26 protein-coding genes and 1 pseudogene are annotated in these 25,111 nt (G+C 72.7%); 15 read left to right on the top strand and 12 right to left on the bottom strand.

Annotated elements, in window-relative coordinates; genetic code table 11:
- Nucleotides 1-16 precede the first annotated feature (16 nt).
- Both rarD and AB0P06_RS11445 read right to left on the bottom strand, forming a co-directional pair.
- Nucleotides 17-1,006 (bottom strand): EamA family transporter RarD, encoded by a 990-nt coding sequence (gene rarD / locus AB0P06_RS11450; RefSeq protein ID WP_363606891.1) that lies wholly within the window; start codon nucleotides 1,004-1,006, stop codon nucleotides 17-19.
- Nucleotides 1,007-1,161: 155 nt separating this feature from the next.
- Nucleotides 1,162-2,010: an SDR family oxidoreductase gene (locus AB0P06_RS11445; RefSeq protein WP_363606890.1), complete on the bottom strand. Its 849-nt coding sequence runs from the start codon at nucleotides 2,008-2,010 to the stop codon at nucleotides 1,162-1,164.
- A 115-nt stretch (nucleotides 2,011-2,125) separates the two neighbouring features.
- Between AB0P06_RS11445 and AB0P06_RS11440 the strand changes: the two genes are divergently transcribed.
- Both AB0P06_RS11440 and AB0P06_RS11435 read left to right on the top strand, forming a co-directional pair.
- On the top strand, nucleotides 2,126-2,515 hold the full coding sequence (locus AB0P06_RS11440) for a helix-turn-helix domain-containing protein (RefSeq protein WP_363607020.1): 390 nt from the start codon (nucleotides 2,126-2,128) through the stop codon (nucleotides 2,513-2,515).
- 195 nt (nucleotides 2,516-2,710) lie between these two features.
- Entirely contained in the window at nucleotides 2,711-3,943 is a 1,233-nt protein-coding gene (locus AB0P06_RS11435) for a serine hydrolase domain-containing protein (RefSeq protein ID WP_363606889.1), read from the top strand.
- A gap of 26 nt (nucleotides 3,944-3,969) precedes the next feature.
- Here AB0P06_RS11435 and AB0P06_RS11430 read toward each other — a convergent pair whose 3' ends face one another.
- Nucleotides 3,970-4,770: a TetR/AcrR family transcriptional regulator gene (locus tag AB0P06_RS11430; RefSeq protein WP_363606888.1), complete on the bottom strand. Its 801-nt coding sequence runs from the start codon at nucleotides 4,768-4,770 to the stop codon at nucleotides 3,970-3,972.
- A gap of 44 nt (nucleotides 4,771-4,814) precedes the next feature.
- On the opposite strand from AB0P06_RS11430, the gene AB0P06_RS11425 reads away from it, so the two are divergent.
- A complete protein-coding gene (locus tag AB0P06_RS11425; RefSeq protein ID WP_363606886.1) occupies nucleotides 4,815-5,015 on the top strand; it encodes a DUF6011 domain-containing protein in 201 nt (66 codons plus the stop codon).
- Nucleotides 5,016-5,025: 10 nt separating this feature from the next.
- Here the strand turns inward: AB0P06_RS11425 and AB0P06_RS11420 are convergent, their stop codons facing one another.
- The 5 genes from AB0P06_RS11420 to AB0P06_RS11400 form a co-directional block, all read right to left on the bottom strand.
- The gene (locus tag AB0P06_RS11420) at nucleotides 5,026-6,720 is read right to left on the bottom strand and encodes an ABC transporter ATP-binding protein (RefSeq protein WP_363606885.1); all 1,695 of its coding nucleotides are present in this window, start codon (nucleotides 6,718-6,720) and stop codon (nucleotides 5,026-5,028) included.
- Nucleotides 6,721-7,373: 653 nt separating this feature from the next.
- On the bottom strand, nucleotides 7,374-7,538 hold the full coding sequence (locus AB0P06_RS11415; RefSeq protein WP_363606883.1) for a hypothetical protein: 165 nt from the start codon (nucleotides 7,536-7,538) through the stop codon (nucleotides 7,374-7,376).
- Complete coding sequence (locus tag AB0P06_RS11410; protein ID WP_363606882.1) at nucleotides 7,535-7,741, bottom strand: hypothetical protein; 207 nt, start codon at nucleotides 7,739-7,741, stop codon at nucleotides 7,535-7,537. Before AB0P06_RS11410 ends, AB0P06_RS11415 begins: the two co-directional genes overlap by 4 nt.
- A gap of 106 nt (nucleotides 7,742-7,847) precedes the next feature.
- Nucleotides 7,848-9,878 carry a hypothetical protein gene (locus tag AB0P06_RS11405; RefSeq protein WP_363606880.1) on the bottom strand — a complete coding sequence of 677 codons (2,031 nt, stop codon included), beginning with the start codon at nucleotides 9,876-9,878 and terminating at the stop codon, nucleotides 7,848-7,850.
- A gap of 305 nt (nucleotides 9,879-10,183) precedes the next feature.
- The gene (locus AB0P06_RS11400) at nucleotides 10,184-10,525 is read right to left on the bottom strand and encodes a hypothetical protein (protein WP_363606879.1); all 342 of its coding nucleotides are present in this window, start codon (nucleotides 10,523-10,525) and stop codon (nucleotides 10,184-10,186) included.
- 320 nt (nucleotides 10,526-10,845) lie between these two features.
- Between AB0P06_RS11400 and AB0P06_RS11395 the strand changes: the two genes are divergently transcribed.
- A complete protein-coding gene (locus tag AB0P06_RS11395) occupies nucleotides 10,846-11,694 on the top strand; it encodes a class I SAM-dependent methyltransferase (protein WP_363607018.1) in 849 nt (282 codons plus the stop codon).
- 141 nt (nucleotides 11,695-11,835) lie between these two features.
- A complete protein-coding gene (locus AB0P06_RS11390) occupies nucleotides 11,836-12,480 on the top strand; it encodes a TetR/AcrR family transcriptional regulator (protein WP_363606878.1) in 645 nt (214 codons plus the stop codon).
- Nucleotides 12,481-12,537: 57 nt separating this feature from the next.
- On the opposite strand, the gene wecB is transcribed toward AB0P06_RS11390, so the two are convergent.
- The gene (gene wecB / locus AB0P06_RS11385) at nucleotides 12,538-13,701 is read right to left on the bottom strand and encodes a UDP-N-acetylglucosamine 2-epimerase (non-hydrolyzing) (protein ID WP_363606876.1); all 1,164 of its coding nucleotides are present in this window, start codon (nucleotides 13,699-13,701) and stop codon (nucleotides 12,538-12,540) included.
- A 393-nt stretch (nucleotides 13,702-14,094) separates the two neighbouring features.
- On the opposite strand from wecB, the gene AB0P06_RS11380 reads away from it, so the two are divergent.
- The 4 genes from AB0P06_RS11380 (at nucleotide 14,095) to AB0P06_RS11365 (ending at nucleotide 17,313) form a co-directional block, all read left to right on the top strand.
- Nucleotides 14,095-14,301 carry a hypothetical protein gene (locus AB0P06_RS11380; protein ID WP_363606875.1) on the top strand — a complete coding sequence of 69 codons (207 nt, stop codon included), beginning with the start codon at nucleotides 14,095-14,097 and terminating at the stop codon, nucleotides 14,299-14,301.
- Nucleotides 14,302-14,469: 168 nt separating this feature from the next.
- Nucleotides 14,470-15,075: an archaeosortase/exosortase family protein gene (locus tag AB0P06_RS11375; RefSeq protein WP_363606874.1), complete on the top strand. Its 606-nt coding sequence runs from the start codon at nucleotides 14,470-14,472 to the stop codon at nucleotides 15,073-15,075.
- Complete coding sequence (locus AB0P06_RS11370; protein ID WP_363606873.1) at nucleotides 15,072-16,433, top strand: glycosyltransferase family 2 protein; 1,362 nt, start codon at nucleotides 15,072-15,074, stop codon at nucleotides 16,431-16,433. Before AB0P06_RS11375 ends, AB0P06_RS11370 begins: the two co-directional genes overlap by 4 nt.
- A 127-nt stretch (nucleotides 16,434-16,560) precedes the next feature.
- Nucleotides 16,561-17,313 carry a choice-of-anchor P family protein gene (locus tag AB0P06_RS11365; protein ID WP_363606871.1) on the top strand — a complete coding sequence of 251 codons (753 nt, stop codon included), beginning with the start codon at nucleotides 16,561-16,563 and terminating at the stop codon, nucleotides 17,311-17,313.
- Between the two features lie 105 nt (nucleotides 17,314-17,418).
- Here the strand turns inward: AB0P06_RS11365 and AB0P06_RS11360 are convergent, their stop codons facing one another.
- On the bottom strand, nucleotides 17,419-17,781 hold the full coding sequence (locus AB0P06_RS11360) for a hypothetical protein (protein WP_363606870.1): 363 nt from the start codon (nucleotides 17,779-17,781) through the stop codon (nucleotides 17,419-17,421).
- A gap of 212 nt (nucleotides 17,782-17,993) precedes the next feature.
- Here AB0P06_RS11360 and AB0P06_RS11355 point away from each other — a divergent pair.
- Nucleotides 17,994-18,077, top strand: a pseudogene (locus AB0P06_RS11355) (transcriptional regulator); the annotation flags it as partial.
- Nucleotides 18,078-18,246: 169 nt separating this feature from the next.
- On the opposite strand, the gene AB0P06_RS11350 reads toward AB0P06_RS11355, so the two are convergent.
- Entirely contained in the window at nucleotides 18,247-18,804 is a 558-nt protein-coding gene (locus AB0P06_RS11350; protein ID WP_363606868.1) for a TetR/AcrR family transcriptional regulator, read from the bottom strand.
- Nucleotides 18,805-18,948: 144 nt separating this feature from the next.
- Here AB0P06_RS11350 and AB0P06_RS11345 point away from each other — a divergent pair, with 144 nt between their 5' ends.
- Nucleotides 18,949-19,737 (top strand): patatin-like phospholipase family protein, encoded by a 789-nt coding sequence (locus tag AB0P06_RS11345; protein ID WP_363606867.1) that lies wholly within the window; start codon nucleotides 18,949-18,951, stop codon nucleotides 19,735-19,737.
- Nucleotides 19,738-20,267: 530 nt separating this feature from the next.
- On the opposite strand, the gene AB0P06_RS11340 is transcribed toward AB0P06_RS11345, so the two are convergent.
- Nucleotides 20,268-20,864 (bottom strand): TetR family transcriptional regulator, encoded by a 597-nt coding sequence (locus tag AB0P06_RS11340; RefSeq protein WP_363606865.1) that lies wholly within the window; start codon nucleotides 20,862-20,864, stop codon nucleotides 20,268-20,270.
- A 63-nt stretch (nucleotides 20,865-20,927) separates the two neighbouring features.
- On the opposite strand from AB0P06_RS11340, the gene AB0P06_RS11335 reads away from it, so the two are divergent.
- The 4 genes from AB0P06_RS11335 (at nucleotide 20,928) to AB0P06_RS11320 (ending at nucleotide 25,008) form a co-directional block, all read left to right on the top strand.
- On the top strand, nucleotides 20,928-21,806 hold the full coding sequence (locus AB0P06_RS11335) for an NAD(P)H-binding protein (protein ID WP_363606864.1): 879 nt from the start codon (nucleotides 20,928-20,930) through the stop codon (nucleotides 21,804-21,806).
- Between the two features lie 467 nt (nucleotides 21,807-22,273).
- Complete coding sequence (locus AB0P06_RS11330; protein ID WP_363606862.1) at nucleotides 22,274-22,528, top strand: hypothetical protein; 255 nt, start codon at nucleotides 22,274-22,276, stop codon at nucleotides 22,526-22,528.
- 378 nt (nucleotides 22,529-22,906) lie between these two features.
- A complete protein-coding gene (locus AB0P06_RS11325) occupies nucleotides 22,907-24,118 on the top strand; it encodes a cytochrome P450 (RefSeq protein ID WP_363607017.1) in 1,212 nt (403 codons plus the stop codon).
- 383 nt (nucleotides 24,119-24,501) lie between these two features.
- Nucleotides 24,502-25,008: a DUF2199 domain-containing protein gene (locus AB0P06_RS11320; RefSeq protein WP_363606860.1), complete on the top strand. Its 507-nt coding sequence runs from the start codon at nucleotides 24,502-24,504 to the stop codon at nucleotides 25,006-25,008.
- Nucleotides 25,009-25,111: the final 103 nt, after the last annotated feature.

Below are 25,111 nucleotides of genomic sequence, written 5' to 3'. Positions count from 1 at the left end.
GCCCCCGCCGGGCGGTTCAGCGGGTGGCCGCCGGAGCGGTGGCGGCCTCGGTGCCGGCCCCGGCGGCGAGCCCCGCGGCGAGCGCGGCCCGCTCCGCGCGGTCCGCCCGCACCCGGCGCAGCGCGTCCCAGGTGAGCAGCGCCAGCGCGGCCCAGACCAGGGCGAAGCCGGCCCAGCGGGCGGGCGGCATGGACTCGTGGAAGACCGCGATGCCGATCAGGAACTGGAACACCGGCGCCAGGTACTGCAGCAGCCCGAGCACGGTGAGCGGCACCCGGACCGCCGCCGCGCCGAAGCAGAGCAGCGGGATCGCGGTGATCACCCCGCTGAGCATCAGCAGCCCCGAGTGGCCCCAGCCGAACGAGCCGGCCACGGTGTGCCCGAAGGTGCCGCGTCCGCTGATCTCCAGGTAGACCAGGTAGCCGACCGCGAACGGGAACATGAAGGCGCTCTCGGCCGCCAGGCTCTCCAGCCCGCTCAGCCCGACCTTCTTCTTCAGCAGCCCGTAGGTGGCGAAGGAGAGCGCCAGGGTCAGCGCGATCCAGGGCAGCCGCCCGTACCCGACGGTCAGCACGGCCACCGCGAGGGCGCCGACCCCGACGGCCGTCCACTGCGCCACCCGCAGGCGCTCCTTGAGCACCAGTACGCCGAAGGCGATGGTCACCAGGGGGTTGATGAAGTAGCCGAGGCTGGTCTCGACGACGTGCCCGGCGTTGACGGCCCAGATGTAGACGCCCCAGTTGACCGAGATCACGGCGGCGGCCGCGCCCAGCATGGCGAGTCGGCGGGGCTGGCGCAGCAGCGGGCGTATCCAGCCCCAGTGCCGCTGGGCGATCAGCAGCAGCACCACGGCGACCAGTGACCAGACCATCCGGTTGGCCAGGATGTCGTCGGCGGCGCCGGGCTCCAGCAGCGGCCAGAACAGGGGGAAGAGCCCCCACATCCCGTAGGCGGCGACGCCGTACCAGAGGCCCCGGCCGGCCTCCCGCTGATCTGTCTCCGGCATGACGGCCTGCCCTCCGAAACGCGCGCGTGTGTCGAGCCGACGGTAGCGGGCGGGAAGGCAGACTGTCATCTCCGTATTCGGTTTTTGGTCATGACATTGCCGGGCGGGGCCTGTCGGGCGGGGCCGGTCGGGGCGGCCGGGCCCCGCAGGCGGCGTCAGCCCCGGAGCGCGGCGCTCACGCTCTCCGCCAGCGGGACGGTCGGCCGGCCGGTCAGCCGGGCCAGGTCACCCGGGGTGCCCGCCAGCTCGCCGCGCGCGATGCCCGCGTCCACGTCCACCAGGATCTCCGCGAAGCCCTGCGGCAGACCGGCGCCGACCAGCACCTCCAGGTGCTCGGCCGGGGCCACCTCGCGGTACTCGACCGGCTTGCCCGAGGCCTGCGCGAACGCGGCGGCCAGCTCGGCGAGGCTCCACGCGGCGTCGCCGCTCAGCTCGTACACCGCGTTCTCGTGGCCCTCGCCGACCAGCACCGCGACGGCGGCGTCCGCGTAGTCCCGGCGGGTGGCGCCGGCGACCCGGCCCTGACCGGCGCTGCCGATCACCACACCGCGGTCCACCGTGCCGGCCGCGTCACCGAGGTAGTTCTCGGTGTACCAGCCGTTGCGCAGGAAGGTGAAGGGCAGCCCGGACTCGCGGATCAGCGCCTCGGTCTCCTTGTGCTCGTCCGCCAGCCTGAAGGTGGCCGCGCCCGGCGCGCTGGTGTAGGCGAGGAGCGCGACACCGGCGGCCCGCGCCGCGTCCACCACGGCGCGGTGCTGCGGGATGCGGCGGCCGACCTCGCTGCCCGAGATCAGCAGCACCCGGTCTCCGGCGGCGAAGGCGCCCGCCAGGCTCTCGGGCCGGTCGTAGTCGACCACCCGGACGGTCACGCCGCGCTCGGCCAGGTCGGCGGCCTTCCCGGCGGAGCGGACGGCGACGGTCACCTCGCTCGCGGGGACCTTGGCCAGCAGGCCCTCGACGACCAGCCGGCCGAGCTGTCCGGTGGCTCCGGTGACGACGTACATAGCGCTGCTCCCTGCACATGGTTGCGTGTTGAACTTCCTGCTCGACACTCACCTTAGGGATGGCACTAACTTCTGGAAAGTACGCACTTTGAAGTAGGGTACTGACATGCAGGTAATGACCAAGGCCGTGCCGCTCGGCGAACTGCCCCCGCCGAACGTCTACGACCGCATGTGCCCGTCCCGGGGCGTCCTGGAGCACGTCACCAGCCGCTGGGGCGTGCTGGTGCTGGCCGCGCTGGCCGAGCGCGGCTACCGCTTCAGCGAGCTGCGCCGCCGGGTCTCCGGCGTCAGCGAGAAGATGCTCGCGCAGACCCTCCAGACCCTGGAACGGGACGGTTTCGTACTGCGCGAGGCCCACCCCGTCATCCCGCCCCGGGTCGACTACAGCCTCACCCCGCTGGGCCGGGAGGCCGCCGGGCTGGTCGCCGCCCTCGCCCGCTGGTCCGAGGAGCGCGTCCCGGCCGTCGAGCAGGCCCGCGCGGAGTACGACGCCCGGCCGCGCTGAGCCGGGCCGCGCCGCCCGGTGGTGAACTCGGCTGTCGCGCACCGCCCCTGACACCTGCCCAGCCCGTCTCGGGGTTGTCCCCGGCAGCTGTTCAGGGTCCGGTCAGGGTGCGCCCCGGATGGCCGGGCGGCCGCACTCCGGAAGGCTCGTCGCGGGTCGAGGACCCGGACGCCGCCGATCACCCTGGAGCAAGCCGTGAAGACCAGCCCGCGCCGCCCTCGTTGGACCACTCTCGCCGCCACCGGCACGCTGCTCGCCGCGCTGACGGCCGGTGCGACCGCTCCGGCTTCCGCGGCCGCACCCGCCGCTGCGGCCTCGAACACCGCGGCCTCGAAGCTGTCGCCGCTGGACGCCGCCGCGCTGCGCCAGGCCATCGCCGGGCTGCCCAACGCCGATGTCACCGGTGCGCTGGTGCGGATCACCGGCAGCGCCGGCCGGTGGTCGGGCACCTCGGGCAGCGCCGACCTGGCGACCGGCCGGCCGGTGCCCGCCGACGCCCGCTTCCGGATCGGCAGTGTCTCCAAGGTGTTCACCGCCACCGTCGCGCTCCAACTCGCCGCCGAGGGACACCTTGAGCTGGACGGCACCGTCCAGCAGTACCTGCCCGGACTGCTCCCGGACGGCTACCCGGACGTCACCGTCGGCCAGCTGCTCAACCACACCAGCGGACTGCCGGCCGGCGGCGGAACCGAGATCTGGGGCGACGGCAGCAACCAGTGGTTCGTGGACCACCGCCTGCACGGCGCCACCCCCGCCGAGGTGGTCGCCGACGGCCTCACGTACCCGAAGGAGTTCCAGCCCGGCACCGCGCAGGAGTACAACGGGCTCAACACCTTCCTCCTCGGCATGATCATCGAGAGGGTCACCGGGCAGACGTTCGACCACGAGGTGCAGACCCGGATCGCCCGGCCGCTCGGTCTGCACCACACCTACGCCCCCGAGGCCACCGACCCGCGGCTGCCCGGCCCGCACGCCCACGGCTACCTGACCGTGACCGCCCCCGACGGCAGCACCCGGCAGGTCGACGTGAGCGAGCAGAGCCCGTGGCCCTGGGCCGAGGGCGGCATGATCTCCACCGCCCCCGAGCTGGACCGCTTCATGACCGCGCTCTTCGGCGGCCGCCTGCTGCCGCCCGCCCAGCAGGAACTGCTCTTCACCGTCCCGGACGTCCCCAACCACCGCAACAGGAACTGCCCGGGGGAGCACGCCTGCTACAGCATGGGCCTGATGAGCGCCACCCTCCCGGGCGGCATCGTGGTCTGGGGCAAGACCGGCTCCCGCCCCGGCTACACCAGCGGCATGTTCGGCACCCGGGACAACAGCCGTCACGTGGTCTACTCGATCAACCCGACCGGCCTGACCGGCGCCGAGAGCCCCTACATCCACCGCATCGCCGAGGCGGCCTTCGCCCCGGGCACGTCCGCCTGACCGCGGGGCCGGCGGCGGCCTCCCGGTCAGTGTCCCGTCGGCCCGTTCTCCGCGATCCGGCCGTTCTCCGCGATCAGTGCCGCCAGCCCGTCCAGCACCCGGGCCAGGCCGAAGGCGTACGCGTGGTCCGGGCTGTACGCACCGCCGTGGGCCTCGCCGGCGGCGGCGCCGACCCGGGCGGCGACCGGGTAGCGCTCGGCGTCGAAGACCCGGGCGAGCAGGTCGGCGTTGGCGGCCCACCACTGCCCGTCGGTCATCGCGCTGTCCTGCCGGGCGGCCCGCTCGTCGGCCGCCATCCGGGCGCAGGTCTGGACGAAGCCCAGCAGGTGGGTGAGGGCCGCGTCCAGCTCCACGTCGGGCAGGCCGGTACCGGCCAGGGCGCGCAGCTCGTACTCGTACTTGGCCATCAGGCCCGGGCCCAGCGGCGGCCGGCTGGTGGAGACGGCCGCCGCCCAGGGGTGGGCCCGGTAGAGAGCGCGGTTGTCGTCCGCGACGGCGGCGGCCCGGGCCCGCCAGCCGTCACCGGCCGGGGCGGTCCGCGGCATCGCCGCGTAGACGGTGTCCAGCATCAGGTCGAGCAGCTCGGCCTTGCCGGGGACGTAGGTGTAGAGCGCCATCGGCGAGAGCCCCAGCTCCTGGGCGACCCTGCGCATGGTGACGGCGTCCACGCCCTCGGCGTCGGCGAGTGCGATGGCCGCCGCGGCGATCTCCGTCGTCGAGCGCGCCTGCCTCGGGCCGCGCCGGCCCGGCTTCTCCTCCGTCGCCGGCCCCCAGAGCAGGGCGAGGGTGCGCGCCGGGTCTCCTGCGCTGCTGCGGTCGGTGGCCATGGGGGAAATCCTTGCACGGCCGCCGCCCCGCTACCGTCTACCCCATGACCAGCCCCGGAGCCGAACCCCTGCCCGGCACACCCGCGCCGGAGCCGCTGCGCGTCCGCGTCACCTGCCGGCGCTGCCACCGGCCCCTGCACGACCCCGAGTCCCGCATGCTCCGCCTCGGCCCGGAGTGCCGCGACCCGGCCGAACGGGTCCCGCGCCACGAGGTGGAGCAGGACCCGCTGCCGGGGATCGGTTAGGGGGCCCGTGTCATCCGGACCGGCTCAGCGGGCTGTCCACCGGGCCCAGGGCGAGGATGCGGTCGGCCGTGCGGGCGAAGCCCTGGTCGTGGGTGATCAGGAGGGTGGTGCGCCCTGTCATGAGGTGGCGCAGCGGGGTGATCACATGGGCGGCGGCCTGCTGGTCCAGGCCCGCGGTGGGCTCGTCCAGGATCAGGACGGGGGTGTTGCGCAGGAAGGCCCGGGCGATGGCGATGCGCTGGCTCTGTCCGCCGGAGAGCTGGAAGCCGTCCTCCCCGATCTCGGTCCGGTAGCCCTGCGGCAGGGCCATGACGAAGTCGTGGGCACCGGCGTTGCGGGCGGCGTTCTCGATCTCGCTCCGGGACGCCTCCGGCCTGCCGTAGGCGATGTTGTCCCGGATGGTGGCGTGGAAGAGCGGCGCCTGCTGGGGCAGCAGGGTGATGGCCTCGCGCAGTGAGGCGAGGGTCAGGTCCCTGAGGTCGTGGCCGTCGAGGCGGACGGCTCCGGCGTCCGGGTCCAGGAAGCGGATCAGGAGCTTCGCGAGCGTCGACTTGCCGCTGCCGCTCGGCCCCGTGATCGCCAGGACCTCGCCGGGGCCGATGTCGAAGGTGAGGTCCGTCAGCACCGGCCGGCCGGGGGTGTTCGGGTAGCTGACACCGACGCCCTCGAAGGACACCCGCCCTTCGACGTCGTGCACATCGCGGGCGGTGGGACGTTCCTGGACCGGGCTGCGCATGTCCAGGAGTTCCAGCACGCGTTCGGCCGAGGCGCCTGCCGCGCCGATGACGGTGGCCAGCCCGGACAGCTGCTGGGCCGGCTCGAAGAGCTGCGCCATGAAGGCGGCGAAGGCCAGCAGTCCGCCCAGGGTCAGCGCCCCGTGGTCCAGCTCGTAGGCGCCGACGCCGACGACGACGAGTCCGGCGATCACTTCGAGAACGCTGAGCACCGGCGGGTAGAGGCCGGCCACCCGGGCGGCGCCGAGTTCGCTGTTCAGCAGGGCCGTGCCTTCCCGGTGCACGCGCTCGACCTCATGCTTCTCCTGGCCGTGGGTGTGGGCGATGACCGCGTTGCGCAGGCTCTCCTCCAGCACGGCCGTGACGCTGCCGACCCGTCGGCGGACCTGCCGCTCCCGGGCCATGATGCGGCGCCCGAAGAAGCGTGTGGAGAGCCAGAACAGGGGTGCCACGGTCAGGGCGGCGAGCGTCAGCGGCCAGCTCAGGTACACCGCCGCCGCTCCGAACAGCACCAGACTGACCAGCGCCGTGCCCCCGGTGATCAGGCCGGAGGAGACCAGCTGCTCGATGGCGGCGATGTCCGCGGTGAGGCGGGACATCACGTCGCCGCGCCAACGGCTCTCCAGCGTGTCGGGGGTCAGCGTGTGCAGATGGGCGACGGTGGCCGTCCGCAGCCGCAGGATGTACCGTTCGGCCACTCTGGTGGCCGCGTAGCCGCCCGCGAAGGCGAACAGCGCCCCCACGACGGCCACGGCCACCATGGCCCCGGCGAGCGGCCAGAAGGCGGAGAAGTGTCTGGGCACGAGCACGTCGTCGATCAGGTACTTGAACAGCCAGACCGACACCACCTCACCGAACGCGCCCAGGAGGAGCAGGCCCGCGCTGACCGGCAGCCACCGCGCGTCGGGGTGCACCCACGGCCAGAAGCGCCGGAAGGCCTCCCGCAGCGGGACGGTACGTGCCGCCGCCACCGGTCCCTCGGCTCTCAACGCGCTCGAACCGCTCGATGCGCTCGATGGGCTCGACCCGCTCGATCCGCTCGATCCGCTCGCCAGGGGATCGGCCCGGGGTTCCAAAGACATCGCTTCGGCCACAGAATCACTGCCCAATCATGGAAGCAGGGACCGGCGGCGTACCGCCGGTCCCCGGCATGGGAGTTAATCCCAGCTCGACCTAGGAGATCAGTACCACCAACGGTCACGGCGTCCGTATCCGAAACCCCGGCCGTATCCGCGGCCACGGCCGAAGTCGCCGCGACCGAAGTCGCCGCGTCCGAAGTCGCCGCGTCCACGTCCGAAGTCACCGCGACCCCGGCCTCGACCCCGGCCGAACCCGCCATCGAAGATTGCCATCATGGTGTCCTTTCTGTGATGGCACACTGCCGGACCCGCGTCGCCCCTGTAAGGCAGGCTGCGGCTGAACCGACAACATAGGTATGCCATTGATTGGAAAGGGGGTTCTTGCCACCCACACGCTTGGCGCACGGGTCGAACCCGTTTCCATACCTCCATTATCCGCCTTCGCCAGGAATGCGCGCCCGGGGCAGAGAGCGGGTGACGTGCACGTGCACGTGCACCCTCACTTGGTGGCATGCACACTCACCCTCGGCTGGTGACAGGCGTGTTCACCCTCGGTTGGCGATGGCCGCGGCCAGTTCGGCGACGCCTGGATGCCTCGGCACCCCGTAGTGGCCACCGGCCGGTTCGGTCACCGCCGGGGGGACGGCGGAGTAGCCGGAGTGCCCTTCGGTGAACGAGCAGCTGTCGCCCGCGGCCTTGCGGACGGTCACCGACGCGCTTTCCGACGTTCCGTCAGTTCTGCGAAACCGTCATCGAATTCACAGGTCTCGCCGACGATCCCGGCGATCCGCCGGATCAACTCCTCGTCCGGCTCCGGAAGAAGGCAGTGGACGAAGGCGACGAAGCCGTCCTCGTCCCCGGCCTCGGCCAGGCAGCGCTCCAGCCCGAGGCCGTCGATCGAGCCGGTGAACACGGAGAAGGGGATCGCCACGTACGCCGGGACGCGGCACCCTGGCCTGCCCGGGTCCGTACCGGCGGGACGGGGCCCCGGGCTCAGGCGGGCGGTGGTGGGGGCCTGCTCAGCCGCGGCCGAGGAGGCGGCGGAGGAGGCCCGGGCGGGGTGCCACGGGCTTGGGCTCCGCGGCTTCCTCGGCCTCCGTGGCCTTCTCGGCCTCCAGGGCTTCCTCGTTCTCCTCGGCACCCTGGGCCGCCCTGCCCCCTGTGGCCTCCGGGTCCTCCGCTTCGGCGCGGGCCGGCGCCTTCGCCTGCTCGATCGCCTCCCGCTCGCGGTGCTCGCCCTCCTCGGTGGCTTCGGCGGCACGGGCGAGGTCGTCCCGCTCGATCAGGCGACGGGCCAGGTCGAGATCGGCCTCGTCCAGCCACGGGCAGGCCAGCACGAGGGTGCAGACCGACCGCAGCACGGTCACCTCGCGCCGCTGGGACGCCTCGGCCGAGTACCGCAGCCGGGTCCGGAGCTGGGCGGCGATGTCGGCGCGGACCTCGGGGTGCGTCCAGCCGATCGCGGTCAGGGCGAAACCGGCCGCCTCGACCACCCAGTCCTCGGAGCCGAGCAGCAGGTCGAGCAGTACCCGGCGGCGGTCCGAGCCCTCCCACGGCTGGTCGGTGCGGTGGTGCGCGATGCCGAGGCAGGCGAAGGACTGGACGGCGCGCACCCAGAGTTCGGGCTGGTGGGCCAGCAGCGCCTGCCCCAGCTCCTCCTCACGCGGCGCGGGCGGGTGGGCGAGCACGCCGACCAGGTCGTCCAGCGGCAGCGCGGCGAGCCGGACCGCGTGGTCGTACGCGGCGGGCAGGCTCGGCCAGACGATCTCGGCGGTGCCCCGGACGAGTTCGGCGCCGCTCGCCGAGGGCGGCGCGACGGCCGGGCACGGGTCGGTGCCGTCGTACGTCCAGACCCGGGTGCCGACCTCGCGCAGCGGCAGCCGGGGGTCGGGGTCGAGGACGGCCCGGTACTCGACGGTCGCCCGGGGCAGCGCCAGGTGGAGGGCCAGCAGCGAACTGGGCGGCTCCAGCGCCGAGACGGTGCACGTGATCTCGTTGTCCCGGCCGGTGTCGGACGACTTCAGGACCTGGTGGAGGACGTTCACCGTGGCCTCGGTCGCGCCGGGCACCATGCCCAGCCAGGGCTGCCGCCTGCAGAGCCGGGCCAGCAGATCGGGTGCGTAGTCGTGCTCGGGGTGGGCGCGGTAGTGGTCGACCAGCGCGACCAGGTGGGCGGTGCCGCCGTCGACGGCGTGCCGCAGGCCGTGCAGCGCCGGGCCCGCCTTGGGGTGGTCCGGCTCGGTGGCGAGGACCCGGTCCAGCCAGGGCAGCCCCTCGGCGGGCCGGCCGGTGGCCCCGTACAGCTCGGCGATGTCCACGGCGAGGTAGGTGTCGGAGGGGTCGCGGGCCAGCTCCGCCTCCCAGACCTCCAGCGCGCGGTCCGGCTCGCCGTGGGCGCGCAGGGCGTTGCCGAGCATCACGGCGGGCAGGTACTCGGGCGCGAGGCGGTGGGCGTGCTCGGCGAGTTCCACGGCGCGCGCGGTGGCACCGAGGCGCCGGGTGAGCCCGGAGACCACGGCCAGCAGCAGCGGGTGGTCCGGGTGACGGGCCACCACGGCCTGGGCGAAGTCCTCGAACGGCTGGACGGCCGGGCGCAGTTCCTCCGGCAGCGGGTCCGGGAGGGTACCGGCGGCCCGCATCACCGCCTGGGCGACGGCGTCCGGGGAGACCAGCTCCGGCAGGTCCTCCCGGCCCAGCCAGGCGGTGTGCGCCCAGGGCTTGCCGGGCTCGTACTGGATCGCCGAGGCGAGCAGCGCGACGGCGGCGTCCCAGTCCCCCGCCGCCGCCTCGACGTGCGCCCGGCAGACCACGGTGCCCAGGTACACCTGCCCGTCGAGCGGGAACAGCTCCCGCGCCGCCTCCGCGCCGCCCGCACGGGCCCACAGCTCGGCCAGCGCCTCGTGCAGCTCGGGCAGTTGGGGGTCGGTGGTCATCGCGTCCGCGAGGTGGTCGGCGGCGTGCGGGAGGTCCCCGGAGTCCATGGCCAGCCGCGCGACGGCCACCTCCCCCTCGGCCGCCAGTCGCTCGTCGCAGCCGTCGGTGTGCTCCATGGTGTCGCGTCCCCCGTCGATCCGTTCCAGCCGTGCGCGGACGAGGCTATCCGGCGGCGGCGACGGCGAGATGATCACCCCCCGGGGTGGGGACGGGGGTGCGGGACCGACGGCCCCGTTCCGCCACGGACGTTCGATCACGGACGTCCGCTCGCAGCCGGCCCAACCACAGGCCCGGACGCCCCCGAGCCGACCCGGGCCCGAGCGGCCGCGCCCCGCCGAGTCGCGCCCGGAGCCACCGGGGCTGGACGGGCCCGGCCTCACCGCACCGAACAGGAACGGCGCGACGCCCCCGCCCCCACGGGTCAGAACGTCTGGCCCTGGGCGGGGCGCCGCCGGGCGGCGTGGACGAGCAGGGCCAGAACGGCGGCGCCGGCCACCAGGAGCACCACGCCCAGGATGATGGCGAAGGGGGTGGACGCGTGCTGCTCGGCGGCGATGGCGTCGTAGTTGCTCGCGGGCGGCCCGCCGCTGCCGGTGATCACCCGCCCGGCGAGCGGTCCGCAGTAGTCGCCGGGGTACATGGTCGAGCTGCCGCACGTGACCGGTCCGTCGTCCGGCAGGCCGAGGTAGAGGCTCAGCCCGCCGAACCCCATGAGGACGAGCGGGGCGGCGAACGCCCACACGTCGAGCTTCTGCTGAGTCATCGTCATTCTCCTTGGCAAGCAGTCGATTTACCGAGTCATTACCCCTTTTCCCGCTCACTCTGTCACGCGCCGCCGAATGCGGGGCGGCCCGGAGTCGCCGGTGTCCCACCACTCCCGCCCGCCCGGGTCCGTGGTGGACGAACGGCCGGACCGCTCGGCGCGCGGCCCGGTCGGGGAGGCGGGCACGAACGGCGGGCTTCAACTGGGCACTACCCCACCACCCGTAGGACTCGCGGGGTTTCGCCGGGCTGTACCGGTCGCCGCCGTGGAATCATCGGACGCCGGGTGGACGTGGATCGAGAGAAGGGTGGTGGGTGGACGTGGCCGCCGACTGGGAGTGGGACGACTCGTTGTTCTGGGGCACGGCCGCCTACTACCGGCGCGGAAGGCTCCCCTACGCTCCCGGGCTGGCCGATGTGCTCGCCGGGGTTCTGAGGCTCGACGGACGGGGGCGCCTGGTCGACGTGGGGTGCGGTCCTGGCACCCTTGCGGTGGGCCTGGCCGACTTGTTCGGCGAGATCGTCGGTGTGGACCCGGACGGCGGGATGATCGCCGAAGCCGGGCGCGCGGCCGCCGAGGCCGGGGTGGCCTGGAAGGCGCGGTGGGTGCTGGCCCGGGCGGAGGATCTGCCCGCGGGGCTCGGAACGTTCACCGTCGCGACCTTCGGCCAGTCCTTCCACTGGATGGACCGCGGGCCGGTGGCGGCGACCATGCGGGGCATGCTCCGACCGGGGGGCGCACTGGTGCACATCTCGGATCTGAAGACGGAGACCCGTTCCGTGGAGGGCCTTCCGCACCCGGCGGTGCCCGGTGCGGCCGTGGACGCGTTGGTCGGGCGGTACCTGGGGCCGGTCCGACGGGCCGGCCGCGGGGTGCTGCCGCACGGGACGCCCGACGACGAGGCCGCGGTGCTCGCCCGGGCGGGGTTCTCCGGCCTCCAGCGCCATGTCGTCCCCGGTGGGCAGGCGTTGGAGCGTACGCGCGACGAGGTGGTCGCCCAGGTCTTCTCGATGTCGTCCTCGGCCCCGCACCTGTTCGGCGCGCGCCGGGCCGGCTTCGAGGCGGACCTGCTCCGGCTTCTGCGGGAGGTCTCCCCGTCGGGCCTGTTCTCCGAACGGCAGCCGAGCACCGAGGTGTTCGTCTGGTGGAGGGACCGCACCGGGCTGTGATCGCGTCCGACCTCGGGATCGACGCCCCCGAGTTCGACGAGCCGCAGTCCCGCACCCCGCTGCCCTGAGGCGCCGCACTTCCCTCGCCCGGCCACCGCGGCCCGGTCGTGACCAGGCGCTGTCAGGAGCGTTAGTTCTCCTGTGAAGGTGATTGAAGACCGCCGGGTGCGCCGTACGCGCAGTGCGCTGGGTGCGGCGCTGGTCGAGCTCGTGCTCGAGAAGGGGTTCCACACGGTCACGGTGGATCAGCTGGTGGAGCGGGCCGACGTGGGCCGCGCCACGTTCTACGCCCACTACCGGGACAAGGAGGACCTGCTCGTCTGGGTGGTCCGCGACCTCGCGCTGGACCGCGTGCGCGTCATGCCGGCGGTCGAGCAGGCCGACGCCGGGGCCGAGGGGATCGCCGAACTGCCGCTGCTGCACCTGTTCCAGCACGCCGAGCGGGAGCGGCCGGCCTGCCAGGTCATCCTTCGCGGCGAGGGGGACGGCCGGGCGCTGCGGGAGTTCACCGGGATCATCGGCGAGCTGGCCGGGGACGTCTTCCGGAGCCGCTGCCGGCAGGCCGGCGTTCAGCCGCGCGTCCCGCTGGAGGTGGTGGCCCGGGCGTGGACGGGAGAGGTCGTCGGGGTGCTCTCCTGGTGGATCGAGGGCGGCACGGGTCTCAGCGCCGCCGAGGTGACCCGGCACCTGTGCGACTACTCGGCCTACGGCCGGATGTGGGCCTCGGGCCTGTCCGACGCGCCCGCCCTGGGGAGCCGGGAAGCCGCCGCGCCGCCGAGGACGTGAAGAGGAGCGGCGGCTGATCCGGTAGCCCCTTCCGCCGCAGGGTGGTTGCCGGCCTGATCAGTGCCCGGGGTGGGCCGCCGTGGCGGCGAGCGGCTCGCGGCCGGGCTGCGGTACGGGGGTCCGCCCGGGGGCGAGGTAGCGGCTGCGGACCGCGGTGACGATGTCGGCGCTCGCCTGTCCGGTGCCGTAGGGGGAAGGGAGCCTGGCCAGCCGTTCGGCAGCGGCCTCGTCGTCGAGCAAGTCCCTCAGGGTCCGGGCGAGTTCGTGACCGGGCCGGGCGAGGCGGGCGAAGCCGGCCTGCACGGCTTCGGGGCGCTCGGTGGAGTTGCGCACCACCACGAGCGGGCGCTTGAGCACGGTGCACTCTTCCTGGACTCCGCCGGAGTCCGACACCAGCAGGCGGCAGTGCCGGGCCAGGGCGAGGAAGGCGGCGTGGTCCAGTGGCTCGATCTGCCGCAGCCGGGCGATCGAGGCCCGCAGGCCGAACGCGTCGACGGCGGCCTGGGTCCGTGGGTGCAGCGGCAGCAGCACCGGTATGTCCAGGGCGGCGAGTTGGTCGAGGATCTGGGCGAGCCGTGCGGCGTCGTCGGTGTTCTCGGGGCGGTGGATGGTCGCGAGTACGTAGCCGCCCGGGGCGACGGCGTGCTCGGCCACGATGCGGCGGGCCTCGGCTTCGGCGGGCAGGGTCTCCAGGGTCGCCTCGACGACGGTGTTCCCGGTGATCACCACCCGGTGCGGTTCGATGCCCTCGCGCAGGAGGTGCGCGGCCGCGGTCGGGGTGGGCGCGCAGTGCAGGTCGGCAAGCGGGGCGATGAGGCGGCGGTTGGCCTCCTCGGGCATGTCGGGGTCGAAGGAGCGCAGGCCGGCCTCGACATGGACGACGGGGATGCCGGCGCAGTGTGCCGCCAGCGCGCCGGCGGCGGCGGTGTTGGTGTCGCCCTGGACGACGACGGCGGCCGGCGGGCGTGCCGCGAGGTGGTCGCTCAGCGCGCTGACCATGTGGCCGATCTGCCGGCCGCGCGGCTCGCCGCCGACGCCCTTCAGCAGGTGGTGCGGGCGGGGAAGGCCGTACTGCGCGAAGAAGGCGGTGGTGAGGGCCGGGTCCCAGTGCTGGCCGGTCCAGACGACGCGGGCCTGGGGGCCCAGGAGGCGGACCACACCGGCGAGTTTGACGATTTCCGGCCGGGTTCCGAGGACCAGGGCGACATCGGTCGAGGACATGGCGCTCCGAAGGGGGCGAGAGGCGGGATGAGGTCGGTGCAGTAACAGCAGACGGTAGGGAGGGGATTCGAAGAAAAGATCAATACATGCCCCTAATGTCACCCAATTGGCCCAATAAAAGCCGGTTCACCCCGGGCGCTATCACCCGTTCGGCGGACAGCGATCGGCCCGTCGGGCCGTCAAGGGCGAGGTCAGGGACGGGTGCCGGATGCGCACCCGCCGGGCGGCTCCGGTGCCGGATACCTGGTCACCAGCAGTTCGTGCTCGGCCAATTGAGGCAAATGAGTGATTTCCCCTCAGATGGGCGCGGCACCGGTCAGATCATCCGGCCGATGCAGCAACATACGGGCTGGCCAGATCGGAACAATCCGGTCAGAACGAGAGGAACTGTCCATGTACGGACCCATTACCGGCGGCCTTCCCCCGACTGCGGCCGGCGGCGGCATTCTGGCCTCGACCGGCTCGCCCGGCCTCGGCATCGCGACCGCGGCCGCCACGGCGCTGGTGCTGGTGGGAGTCGTGCTGATCCGGCGCAGCCGGCTGGCCGCCGACACCGCCGACACGGCGGAGCCGACCGATCGGAACCGCGGCGGGGCATAGCCGGCACCAACGCCCGGACACCGGCCACACCTTGTCGTTCCGCCGGGTGCCGGAAAACCGCCCTCGGCCCGCCCCGGAGCCCATTCCGGAGCCCCTACCGGATCAGCCGGCAGTACGGGCCGGGGCGCCGATTCCCGCCACCCGCCCTTCCCCCAGGGGGTTTTCCTCGTGACCGCAGACGCGTACCCGCAACGTTCCCAGCCGTCGCGGCCGGCCCGCTCGCAGGTGTCGCACCCCGGCCGCACCCCGCTGCCCGGCCGGGTGTTCGGTCCGCTGCTGCTGGGTCTGTGCGGGTTCCTGGTCGCCGGCGAGCGCTACTACCGCTTCCACGAGATCGCCGGAGCGCAGTGGCTCGTCTCCCACACGCTGGGCCTGAAGACCATGCTGCTCACGTCCCCCGACGCGCCGGTGCTCTACGCCGGCGACGACGGCGGCTTCGGGCGCGGGATCGCGCTGACCACCGGTTGCAGCAGCGCCCTGCTGATCGCCCCGCTCGCCCTGCTCTCCGGCGTCCTGCTGCTGTTCAGCGCGCGCAGGCCGACGCGGGTCCTGCTGGGCTTCGTCCTGGCGGCCGCCCTGATCGGCGCCACCAACCTGGGGCGCCTGACGTTGATCGTCGCCATGCAGCACCGCTACGGCGACGAGGGATTCGGCTGGACGCACGTCCTGTTCGGCTCGGTGCTGATGATGGCCGCCGCCCTGGTCGCCCTGCTGTTCTTCCTCCACATGATCACCCGAACCTCCACCCACGACGTCGAGGATGGCGCGCCGTGACCCTGCTCGACATCTCCATCTCCCTCTCCTTCGTCCTGGGGGTGAGCTTCCTCGCCTATGTCGCCGTCATCGTGCGCAACTTCCTGCGGGCCCGCCCGGACACCCCGGGTGACCCGACCCGGTTCAGCTGGCACTTCTTCATCCCCTGCCGGGACGAGGAGGCCGTGATCGGCACCACCCTGGACTACCTCGCCCGGCACTTCCCCGAGGCCCGCGTCTGGGTCGTCGACGACCACTCCAACGACCGGACGGCCGAGGTGGTGCGGGCCCGGGCAGGCGCGGGGCAGCCCGTCCAACTGGTCGGCCGCCGGCTGCCACAGGCACGGACGGGCAAGGGCGACGCCCTGAACGCCGCCTACCAGGCGCTCGAAGCCTGGCTGCCCGGGAACGCCGACGCCGACCGGGTCGTCGTGACCGTCCTGGACGCCGACGGGCGGCCCTCCCCGGGGATGCTGCACTGCTTCGCCGGACCGGCGTTCTTCGGCGACCCGGCCATCGGCGCCGTCCAGGTCGAGGTCCGGATGTCCAACCGCGACGTGGCCGTGCCGCTGCCCGGCCGGGGGCGCCTCGCCAACCGGTTCGCCCGCCTGCTGGCCCGGTTGCAGGACATCGAGTTCCGCGGGCCGATCTCCGCCATGCAGATCACCCGCCGGTACACCCGGACCGTCAACGTGGGCGGCAACGGCCAGGCCAACCGGCTCAGCGCACTGCGCTCGATCGACCAGGGCAGCGCCGAGCCGTGGGGCAGGGCGCTGCTGGAGGACTTCGAGCTCGGGCTGCGGATGATGCTCGGCGGCTGGCGCAACGGCTACACCACGGCCGCCTGGGTGGACCAGGAAGCCCTGTGGAGCGTGCGGCAGTTGATCACCCAGCGGGTCCGCTGGGCACAGGGCGCGATGCAGTGCGCGCCCTATCTGCGCCAGGTCTGGCGATCGCACCGCTTCAGCACGACGGGCTTCCTCGAAGTCCTCTACTTCATGGTCCAGCCCTGGCTCCAGGTCATCGGCCTGGTCGTGTACACCGTGCCGATCGCCGCCTTCGCCTACAACTCGGTCGCCTACCCCGAGTTCGTCCTCTCCTTCCTCGGCCGGGGCGGCGCTCCGCTGATCGCGCTCTACCTGCTCGTGGGGGTCGCCGAGTTCGCCGTCTGGGGGCCGGTGTACCGGCGTCGCAGTGAACCGGGGATCAGCCGCCGGGCCGCGCTCGGCTACGGCCTCGCGCTCGCGGTCTATGCCGCGACCACCTACCTCGTCGCGGTCCGCGCCTTCTGGCGGATCGTGCGGCGCAAGAACTCCTGGCACAAGACGGCCCGCACGGCAGAGCCGCCGCCCGCCGTCCAGGAGATCGCCACCGCCTGACCGACGGAGCTTCTCCCCGGCCGGTGATCCGTGGCCAAAGCCACGACCGGTCGGCGGAGTCGATGACCCGCACCTCACCCGTATCCCGTGACAGATCCAGTGGTCTGCCAACCGAAAGGCCCGACCTGTGAGAACTCGCACCCACGTCCGCGTCCTGGCCGGCACCGCGCTCGCCGCCGGAATCCTCGCCTCCGCCGCCCCGGCGTACGCCGCCCTCCCCTCCCCCGAGGCCGACGCCTATGTCGTCTCCTCGGACGCCCTGAGCGGGCTCGTCGCCGTGTCGCCGACGCCGCACTCGACCTACCCGGCGGGCGGCACGCAGACCCTCGTCGGCCTCGACCTCGGGCCGTTCAGCACCACTTCCGTGCTCACCGCGACCACCGCCGGCAACCCCGCCGACGGCACCTCGACGGCCTCCGCGACGGTCGACAGGATAGGGCTCGACCTCGGCCTCGCCCAGGCGTCCCTGACCGGCATCAACACCACCTGCAACGCCACCCCCGCCGGGGCCACCGGCAGCGGCACGATCGCGGGCGGGACGGTCACCATCGCCGGGATCCCGACCACCCTCCAGGCCAACGCCCCCGCCAACACCAAGGTCAGCATCCCCGCCATCGGCACGATCATCCTCAACGAGCAGACCACCGACGCCAACGGCGTGCTGACCGTCAACGCCGCCCGCTTCGCCCTGCTGCCGGTCCTGAACGGCGCCAACCTGACCATCGGCCACTCCCAGTGCGGCGGGGCACAGCCCGCCGAATCGGTGCCGATGATCAACCCGGCCGTCGCCGGGGCGACCGGGGGCGTCGCGCTCGCCGGCGTCCTCGGCGCCGTCCACCTGCGCCGCCGGAACGCCCAGGGCACCGCGCCGACCGCCTGACGGGCGGGCGCGCCCGGCGCAGGGAGGGTGTCCGGCCTGAGGTCGTCCCCGGACGACGAGCCGGACACCCTCCCCGGCCTCCGCGTTCGGCCCGGCGGGCGCGCGTCAGCCGGCCGCGTTCCGTCGGGCGAACGCCGGTGCCAGGTGCGTCCAGACGACCAGGACCGCAGCGACCGGGATCATCGCCGTTCCGGCCGCCAGCCCGTCCGCGGCGGCCTTGCTCAGGTGCTCGCGCAGGATGTCCACGAGCAGGAAGGCCACGGCACAGCCGACGATCGTCCCGGCCAGCCCTGCCCGGACCGATGGCCGGTGGCGCGCCCACCACCCCCCGGCGTACATGGTCGCCGGTGCCCAGACCGTCAGTCCGGGATCGTCGAACAGGAGCGCCACCAGGTAGGCCCCGCCCAGGAACAGCCAGACACCCGTCAGCAGTCCCAGCGCCTGCCTCACCGAGATCCGGCCTTTCACGGGCCCGCCTTTCTCAACCCCGCCAACGTGGAGGTGCCCAAGGCTACTCAGGGCCGAAGGACCGCACACCGGTCGAGTCCGTCGCAGTCCAGGACAGCGGTGGCCTCGACCTCGACCAGGTGCTCGGGCAGGTCCAGTGCCGCGACGCCGATCAGGGTGGCCGGGGGTGCGGGGGCGGTGCCCGGCTTCCCGGCCGCCCGGGCGATGCGGACCTGACGCGCGCGGACTCGCTGGCACGGGAGATCTTCTCGGACGTCGCGAACAAGTGGGCGCTGCTGATCGTCGAGTCCCTCGGCGGCCCTCCGGCGCGCACTGATCTCCCCGCTGTTCCTTGACGTTCGGTTTCTCGGGCCCTCTGCGGGTACGCAGAGGGCCCGAGCAGCTTCAGGAGTGGGAAGTCGGACGGTCGACGGGCCGGCTTCCGGCCCAGAGGTCGCGCATGGCCCCATGCCACGCGTGCGTTCACTACCTCAGGAGTTCGGCGAAGCGATCCAGCGCACGATCGGCACGGTGGCGGTCGCCGGTGGCTGTGAGATCGAACAGCAGACCCCGGAGAACGGCCATGACCAACGTGGGCGTGACGGTGTCGTCAGGGCCGGTGGAGACGTCCCGGAATGTGGCACCGAGGGTGTCGAACCAGTCCGTGATCGCCCGCCCCTGGTCGGGATAGGCCTCGGGGTGGAGCAGGCCGTCGGCGTGCACCTCGAAGAACAGCCGGACGAACGGCGCACGTTCGTCCGCGCTGATCCACGCCCAGATGCCACGCAGCCGCTCCTGCACGGAACCCGTCTCCGGCGGAAGGTGCCCGGCCAGGCGCACCGCACCTCGGCGCCGGGCCTCGGCGAGGACCGCGGCGACCAACTCCTGTTTGCTGCCGAAGTCGTAGAGCAGCATCCGTGGGCTGGTGTCGAGGGCTGCGGCCAGTGGTCGCAGGCTCAGCCCGGCCAACCCGTGCGCCAGCACGTAGTCGGTCGCCCGCGCCAGTGTGCGCTCACGCCGGGTGGGATCTGCGGGTCGCCCCACGGTGGATCTCCTCTCGGAAACCTGAACTGAAACAGCGTCAGCAAATATATGGTACGACTGTTTCAACAACGAGGGGAGACCACCATGCCCACCTTCGACCGAGCACTCGTCCTGGGCCCAGGGAGTCACGTCGGCACGGCCTGGATGGCCGGCCTGGCCTACGGGTTGCGCCGCGACGGCGTGGATCCGGGCGAGGCCGATCTGACCGTCGGCACGTCGAGCGGCGCGATCGTCGGAGCACTGCTCGCCACCGGGCAGAACCCGGGTCGGCTCGCGACTTCGGCTCGCCCGGCAGCTCACCGGCTCAAGGCGGACCCCGAGCGGACGGGCGCGGTGTTCGCCGTGCTCGGCGACCGCAGCCTGGAACCCGGCGAGGCCAGGCGTCGCGTCGGCCGGCTCGCGCTCGACAGCACCGACCCCCAGGCCGATGAGGCGCTGATCGCGGGGCGCGCCGCCTTGATCGGTGCGGACGCGTGGCCGGAGCGGCGACTGCTGATCACCGCCGTGGACGCGACCACCGGTGAGCCCGTGGTGTGGGACCGCGACAGCGGAGTGCCGCTGGTGCACGCGGTGGCGGCGAGCAGCGCCTTCCCCGGAGCCGCGCCGCCCGTCGCCATCGACGGCCGGCGATACATGGACGGTGCGCTGCGTGCGGGCACCAACGCCGATCTCGCGGCCGGTGCCCGCACACTGGTCGTGATCGAGCCGATGGCCCACCTGTTCCCCCGAGAGCCACTCGACCAGCAGCTGGCGGCCGTGGAGGCGGACACCGTGGTGACCATCGGCCCCGATCCGGCCTCGGTGCGCGCTTTCGGCTCGAACCTGGGCGACCTGGCAGCCTGGGAACCGGCCTACCAGGCGGGTCTTCGCCAGGCCGGCGACGTCGCCGCGCGACTCCGCCCCGCGTGGAGGGCGGAAGCCAGTGCGAACTGACCGCCGATCAGATCGGTGACACGTGGGCGGTGGCAGCCCGGCGGACGAGCCGCCGCGCCGGTCGACCCCTCCGGCAGCACAGCGGCGAGTTGGTCCCAGGGTGGTTCAGCCTGCCATGACGGCAGTACAGGCTCAGGTCTCCCAGGTGATCGCAGAGCGTCGCGACTTCGCGGTCGCCAAGACCGGAGCCCGCACTACCTGCCGCGCGCATCTGCGTGAGCCCTACGCGGGGTTCACGCCCGATCGGTGATCGCACGTTCGGGGCGGCAGCTGCTTCTCGGGCCCTCTGTGGATGCACAGATGGCCCGAGCGGCTTCGGGAGCAGGTGTCAGTGGCCAGGTCAGATTCCCCACCGGCGGCCACCTGGTGGGGAGTTATCTGGCCACCCCTCCGTCACCTTCCGTGACCGCAGGATCGGGACGATGCTGGGGATCGTGTCCGGCGATGCGGCGGCTGTCAGCGTCCCTGCCGGGCCCGTGGCAATGCGTGCACTGGGCTGTGGATTCTTCTTCGAGCGGGAGTGTCGCCTGTCACCGCAGGTGGTCGAATGCTTGGTCGGCGTCGGCCAGGGCCTCGGTGTGGACGTCTCGCGCGGTTCGACCGTCAGCGATCTTCTGCCAGTTGGTCCGGGCGAGCACCCGTTGGATAGCGAGTACCTGGGCAGCGCACAGGCGTGCCTGGATGCCTTCGCCGAGGGCGTCCGCCAGTGCTTCCTCGTCTTCGAGCTGGTAGCGCATGAGCCGTCCCGCCAGGCTCGGCATGGTGAACACCAGCCGATGGAACGCCACCACCTCGGGGTGGTCGTTGAGGCCGGTGACGGGGTCGAACCGATCGAGGCCGGCCCGGAAGTGGCGGTGCAGCGCCGGCACCGGCTCGATGCCGGACCTGCGGTCACGGACGACGCGTGCCGCCTCGCCCTGGTGGTCCGCGAACCGGTGCAGCACCAGGTCTTCCTTGGTGGGGAAGTACCGGAAGAGGGTCGGCTTGGAGATCTCGACTGCCGCGGCGATGTCGCTGACCGAGACGCGGTCGAAGCCGCGCTCCAGGAACAGCGAGATCGCCGCGTCGGCGATGGCATCGCGCGTCCGCGCCTTCTTGCGGGCCCGCAGTCCCGTCGGCTCGTCCATCCGACCACCGTAACATTCATGACCAAGTTGTGTTTTTAACCGAGTAACGTTTTCATGGGCGGCATGAACCAGATAGACATTCCTCCCGTGCTCGTAACCGGGGCGACGGGCCGGATCGGCCGCGCCGTCATCGACCAACTCCTCGGCGCGGGCGTGCCGGTCCGCGCCCTCACCCGCCGCCCCGAGGCCGCGGCGACACTGCCGGGGAAGGTCGAGGTCTTCACCGGCGACCTCACCGTGCCCGAGTCGCTCGACCCGGCATTGAACGGTGCCGGTGCGGTCTTCCTCGTCTGGACCGCCCCGCCTCGGACCGCCGAGGCCGTCGTCGAGCGGCTGGCGGCCCACGTGCGGCGGATCGTCTTCCTCTCCTCCCCGCACCAGACACCGCACCCCCTCTTCCAGCAGCCCAATCCCATGGCAGCGCTGCACGCCGAGGTCGAGCGGCTCGTCGCGGCCACCGGACTCGAATCGACGATCGTCCGGCCGGGGATGTTCGCGTCGAACGCACCGGCCTGGTGGGCGCCCGCGATCCGGTCCGGCGGCGTCGTCCGGTGGCCTTACGGCGCCGCCGAGTCGGCACCGGTCGATGACCGCGACGTCGCAGCCGTCGCGGCGCGGACGCTCCACCAGGACGGACACGTCGGAGGCGACTACGTCCTCACAGGCCCCAAATCGCTGACCCAGGCCGCACAGGTGGGCCTCATCGGCGACGCCCTGGGACGCCGGATCGACTTCGAGGAGATCACGCCGGACGAGTTCCGAAGTCTGTGGAAGGGTACGGCACCCAGCTCGGCTGTCGACATGCTGCTCGCCGCGTGGAGCGCGGCGGTCGGACAGCCCGCGTACGTCACCACCGCGGTGGCCGACATCCTGGGGACGGCACCGCGAACGTTTCGCCAGTGGGCCGCCGACCACGCCACCGCGTTCACACAGGGTTCGTAACCTCATCGACCGCGCGCCCGACCGCAGCTCTCAGTCCGGCGTCGCACCGGATCCGCCTCCGGCATAGGCCCGGCGCGTGGGCGCTGAAGCCTCGGACGGGCGACCCGGGGCCGCGCAGCGGAACCCATCGCGGTGGCGTCACCCTCTGCAACTGGTTCTCCCGGCGTCCCACTCGAACTGGCCGCCGGTGGGGACCGATATCTGGCCGTACCTGGGGAAAAGATCTTGGCCGCTGACAAGCAGGAAGTCGGACGGGCCGACTTCTGGCGCGGTGGGGCCTGAGCCTGGGTCTGGGGTTGAGGCGGCCCGAGTGCCGGGTGACACTGTTGTCGGCCAGGTCTCGGCCGGGGTCACTCACGCTGCGGCGCATGAGATCACGCGGGCCTGGGCGGTGACAGCAGGTGTCGGCCCAGGTGCGATGCCGTCCGCCGACAGGGCAGCATCGTGGACACCCCGAGGAGGAGTGGATGGCCCACCTGGGAGTGACGGTATGCCTGCCGCCCGAGGCCGCGGACGACATCGAGGGGGCGCTCGACGAGGCCCTCGCCCCCTTCTACCTCGACAACGACAGTGACGAACCCGGCGGCCGCGGCACGCCCCGCCCCAGCGCCCCGGGAGTCTGCGCCGAGGACCGCGCGCCCAGCCCGAGCGCCGTGATCCCGTACAGCAGCAGGAACGGCCGCAGCAGCCCCGTCCCGACCGCGTCCACCGCCACCGCGTAGCGCGCCCCGCCGCCGGCCTGCACGAATTGACGGGGCGTCGGTCGAGGCATCGTGATCGTCGTCATGCCGTCCATCGCCTTCGCCCGGCCCTCGCGGGTCACGTGAGTTGACGGTCCTCGTCAATCGGGGCAGGCGACGGCGGGCGGTTCGGCGGCCGGGCGGGGGCGCGCCCAGGGGCGCGCGGAGGCGCGCTGGGGCGCGCGGGGGCGAGGGGATGCGCACTCGACAGGTGACGGGCGGCCGACCATTCTCGAACATGCGTGCGTGACCCGTCACCTCAACCCGTGTGAAGGAGCCCTCGTGGAGCGTCAGTTGGAGAATCGGCCGGCCCCGCTGAACCGCCCCCTGGAGTGTCCGGTCAACCGCCCAGTGCTCGTCCTGGACCCCACCGGGCGGGCCCGCGACGCCGAGAGCGCCGAGCTGATCGCGCGCGGGCCCGCCACGCCCGCCGACATCCTCGGGGTGCAGGCGTGGGCCGTGTCCGACCCCGACCTGCTGGAGGCGCTGCTCAAGGACCCGAGGATCGCCAAGAACGGCCCGCAGCACTGGCCCGACTACGGGTCGGTGGCGGCCGGCTGGCCGCTGGCCCTGTGGGTGACGGCCCGCAACATGTCCACGACGGACGTCGAGCACCACCGCCGGCTGCGCCGCCTGGTGAGCGCGGCCTTCACCCCCCGCCAGGTCGCCGCTCTGGCGGACCGGATCGAGGGGATGACGGCCGGGCTGATCGACACGATCGCCACCGCCGGCACCGGCGGGGCGCCGGTGGACCTGCGGCAGCACCTGGCCCGCGCGCTGCCGATCCTGGTCATCGCCCACCTGCTCGGACTGCCCGACGAACTGCGCGACGGCTTCAGCCGGCACGTCGACGGGGTCTTCGACACCACCCTCACCCCGGAGGAGTCCCAGGCCAACAACGTGGCCCTCTACACGGTGATCGCGACGCTGGTCGCCACCAAGCGCGAGCAGCCCGGCGACGACATGACCTCCCTGCTGATCGCCGCCCGCGACACCGAGGGCGACGGCAGCGCCCTCACCGAGGAGGAGTTGCTCGACACCGTCATGCTGGTGGTCGCCGCCGGCTACGAGACCACCGTCAACCTGATCGACAACTCCATCTCCCTGCTGCTCACCCACCCCGACCAGCTCGGCCTGGTGCGCGCCGGCAAGGCGGGCTGGGACGACGTGGTCGAGGAGTCGTTGCGCCGGGAGGCGCCCCTGGCGCACCTTCCGATGCGCTACGCCCTGGAGGACATCGAGCTGCCGGGCGGGGTGACCGTCCGCCGGGGCGATGCGATCCTGGCCTCCTACGCCGCCGCCGGCCGCCACCCCGCGCGGCACGGCGACAGCGGCGCGGAATTCGACGTCACCCGGGACGTCAAGGACCACCTCGCCTTCGGGCACGGCCCGCACTTCTGCCTCGGCGCACCGCTGGCCCGCCTGGAGGCCCGCACGGCACTGCGCGCACTGTTCGAGCGTTTCCCGCACCTGGTACTCGTCCCGGGCGTCGAGCTGGAGCCGGTCGACTCGCTGATCTCCAACGGGCACCGCACCCTGCCGGTCCTCCTGGATGGCCCGGACCGGGCCTAGCTTGATCTTGAGCACTGGCCTCGAACGGCCTGTCGAACTTGTTCACTCGTATCGTTGACTGCCCTACACGGAAGCGGCCTTCGCCTGATCATGCGCTCCGGCCAAGGAACACACATGATCAGCACGAAGGCCGTGGAGATGAGTCTGCTGCACAGCGGCGTCCAGCAGGACGCGTTCGCCGAACTGTCACGCTTCCGATGTGAGGTCGTCACCGAGCGTCGCGGGACCACGGGGATTCTGCCGCCGGGGCGTCGTGGGAGGGAGCGACATGGGCCTGTTCGCTGTGCGGTCACCTCAGGAGCTTCGCCACGTCGAGCTCCGCCGGCAGCGGTGTTTCCTGGGCGCCCGAAGATGCGTCTGACCAGCTCGTCAGGCTCGGCACCATGCCTGCTGATCACCACCACAGATGCGCGTGCTGCACAGAACACCAGGACGGCCCGCCGCTGTCCTATGGGGCTCCCGCTCCGGTGGTCTGGAAACCCCGGTACTCCCGGCGCCGGGACAGCGAGCTGACCGCCGACCAGTGCATGATCAAAGGTCGGCACTTCTTCGTTCACGGCCTGATCGAGATACCGGTGCGCGACAGCGGCGACACGTTCTCCTGGGGTGTCTGGGTCTCCTTGAGCGAGGAGAACTTCGCCCGGACGCACGATTTGTGGGACGACCCGGCACGCGAGCAGGAGCCCCCGTACTTTGGCTGGCTCTCCACCGAGCTGCCCGTCTATCAGCACTCCACTCTCCAACTCAAGACCCACGTCCACACCCGCGCCGTTGGTCAGCGTCCGCTGATCGAACTGGAACCCACCGACCACCCCCTCGCGATCGAGCAGCGCGAAGGCATAACTACCGGCCGCGTGAGGGAAGTCGCGAACTTGCTCCTCCGAGGCTGACAGTTTCCGGTCCGGACCCGATCGGGGGTCGTCGTCAGCAGCGGGTAGGCCGTGGAGTTCCCCATGCCCGAGGGTCTGCCGTAGCCGTGACCCGGGAAAGGCA

It is taken from the genome of Kitasatospora sp. NPDC088351 (assembly GCF_040685575.1).
Taxonomy (GTDB): domain Bacteria; phylum Actinomycetota; class Actinomycetes; order Streptomycetales; family Streptomycetaceae; genus Kitasatospora.
This window is presented reverse-complemented; position numbering and strand designations above follow the sequence as displayed.

Excerpts from the sequence above, each read along its gene's own strand:
- AB0P06_RS11400 (WP_363606879.1), bottom strand. The coding sequence starts at position 10,525 with ATGACTCAGCAGAAGCTCGACGTGTGGGCGTTCGCCGCCCCGCTCGTC.
- AB0P06_RS11405 (WP_363606880.1), bottom strand. The coding sequence starts at position 9,878 with ATGGAGCACACCGACGGCTGCGACGAGCGACTGGCGGCCGAGGGGGAG.
- AB0P06_RS11330 (WP_363606862.1), top strand. The coding sequence starts at position 22,274 with ATGGCCCACCTGGGAGTGACGGTATGCCTGCCGCCCGAGGCCGCGGAC.
- AB0P06_RS11335 (WP_363606864.1), top strand. The coding sequence starts at position 20,928 with ATGAACCAGATAGACATTCCTCCCGTGCTCGTAACCGGGGCGACGGGC.
- AB0P06_RS11445 (WP_363606890.1), bottom strand. The coding sequence starts at position 2,010 with ATGTACGTCGTCACCGGAGCCACCGGACAGCTCGGCCGGCTGGTCGTC.
- AB0P06_RS11320 (WP_363606860.1), top strand. The coding sequence starts at position 24,502 with ATGCCTGCTGATCACCACCACAGATGCGCGTGCTGCACAGAACACCAG.
- AB0P06_RS11345 (WP_363606867.1), top strand. The coding sequence starts at position 18,949 with ATGGCCGGCCTGGCCTACGGGTTGCGCCGCGACGGCGTGGATCCGGGC.
- rarD (WP_363606891.1), bottom strand. The coding sequence starts at position 1,006 with ATGCCGGAGACAGATCAGCGGGAGGCCGGCCGGGGCCTCTGGTACGGC.
- wecB (WP_363606876.1), bottom strand. The coding sequence starts at position 13,701 with ATGTCCTCGACCGATGTCGCCCTGGTCCTCGGAACCCGGCCGGAAATC.
- AB0P06_RS11425 (WP_363606886.1), top strand. The coding sequence starts at position 4,815 with ATGACCAGCCCCGGAGCCGAACCCCTGCCCGGCACACCCGCGCCGGAG.
- AB0P06_RS11340 (WP_363606865.1), bottom strand. The coding sequence starts at position 20,864 with ATGGACGAGCCGACGGGACTGCGGGCCCGCAAGAAGGCGCGGACGCGC.
- AB0P06_RS11380 (WP_363606875.1), top strand. The coding sequence starts at position 14,095 with ATGTACGGACCCATTACCGGCGGCCTTCCCCCGACTGCGGCCGGCGGC.
- AB0P06_RS11440 (WP_363607020.1), top strand. The coding sequence starts at position 2,126 with ATGACCAAGGCCGTGCCGCTCGGCGAACTGCCCCCGCCGAACGTCTAC.
- AB0P06_RS11430 (WP_363606888.1), bottom strand. The coding sequence starts at position 4,770 with ATGGCCACCGACCGCAGCAGCGCAGGAGACCCGGCGCGCACCCTCGCC.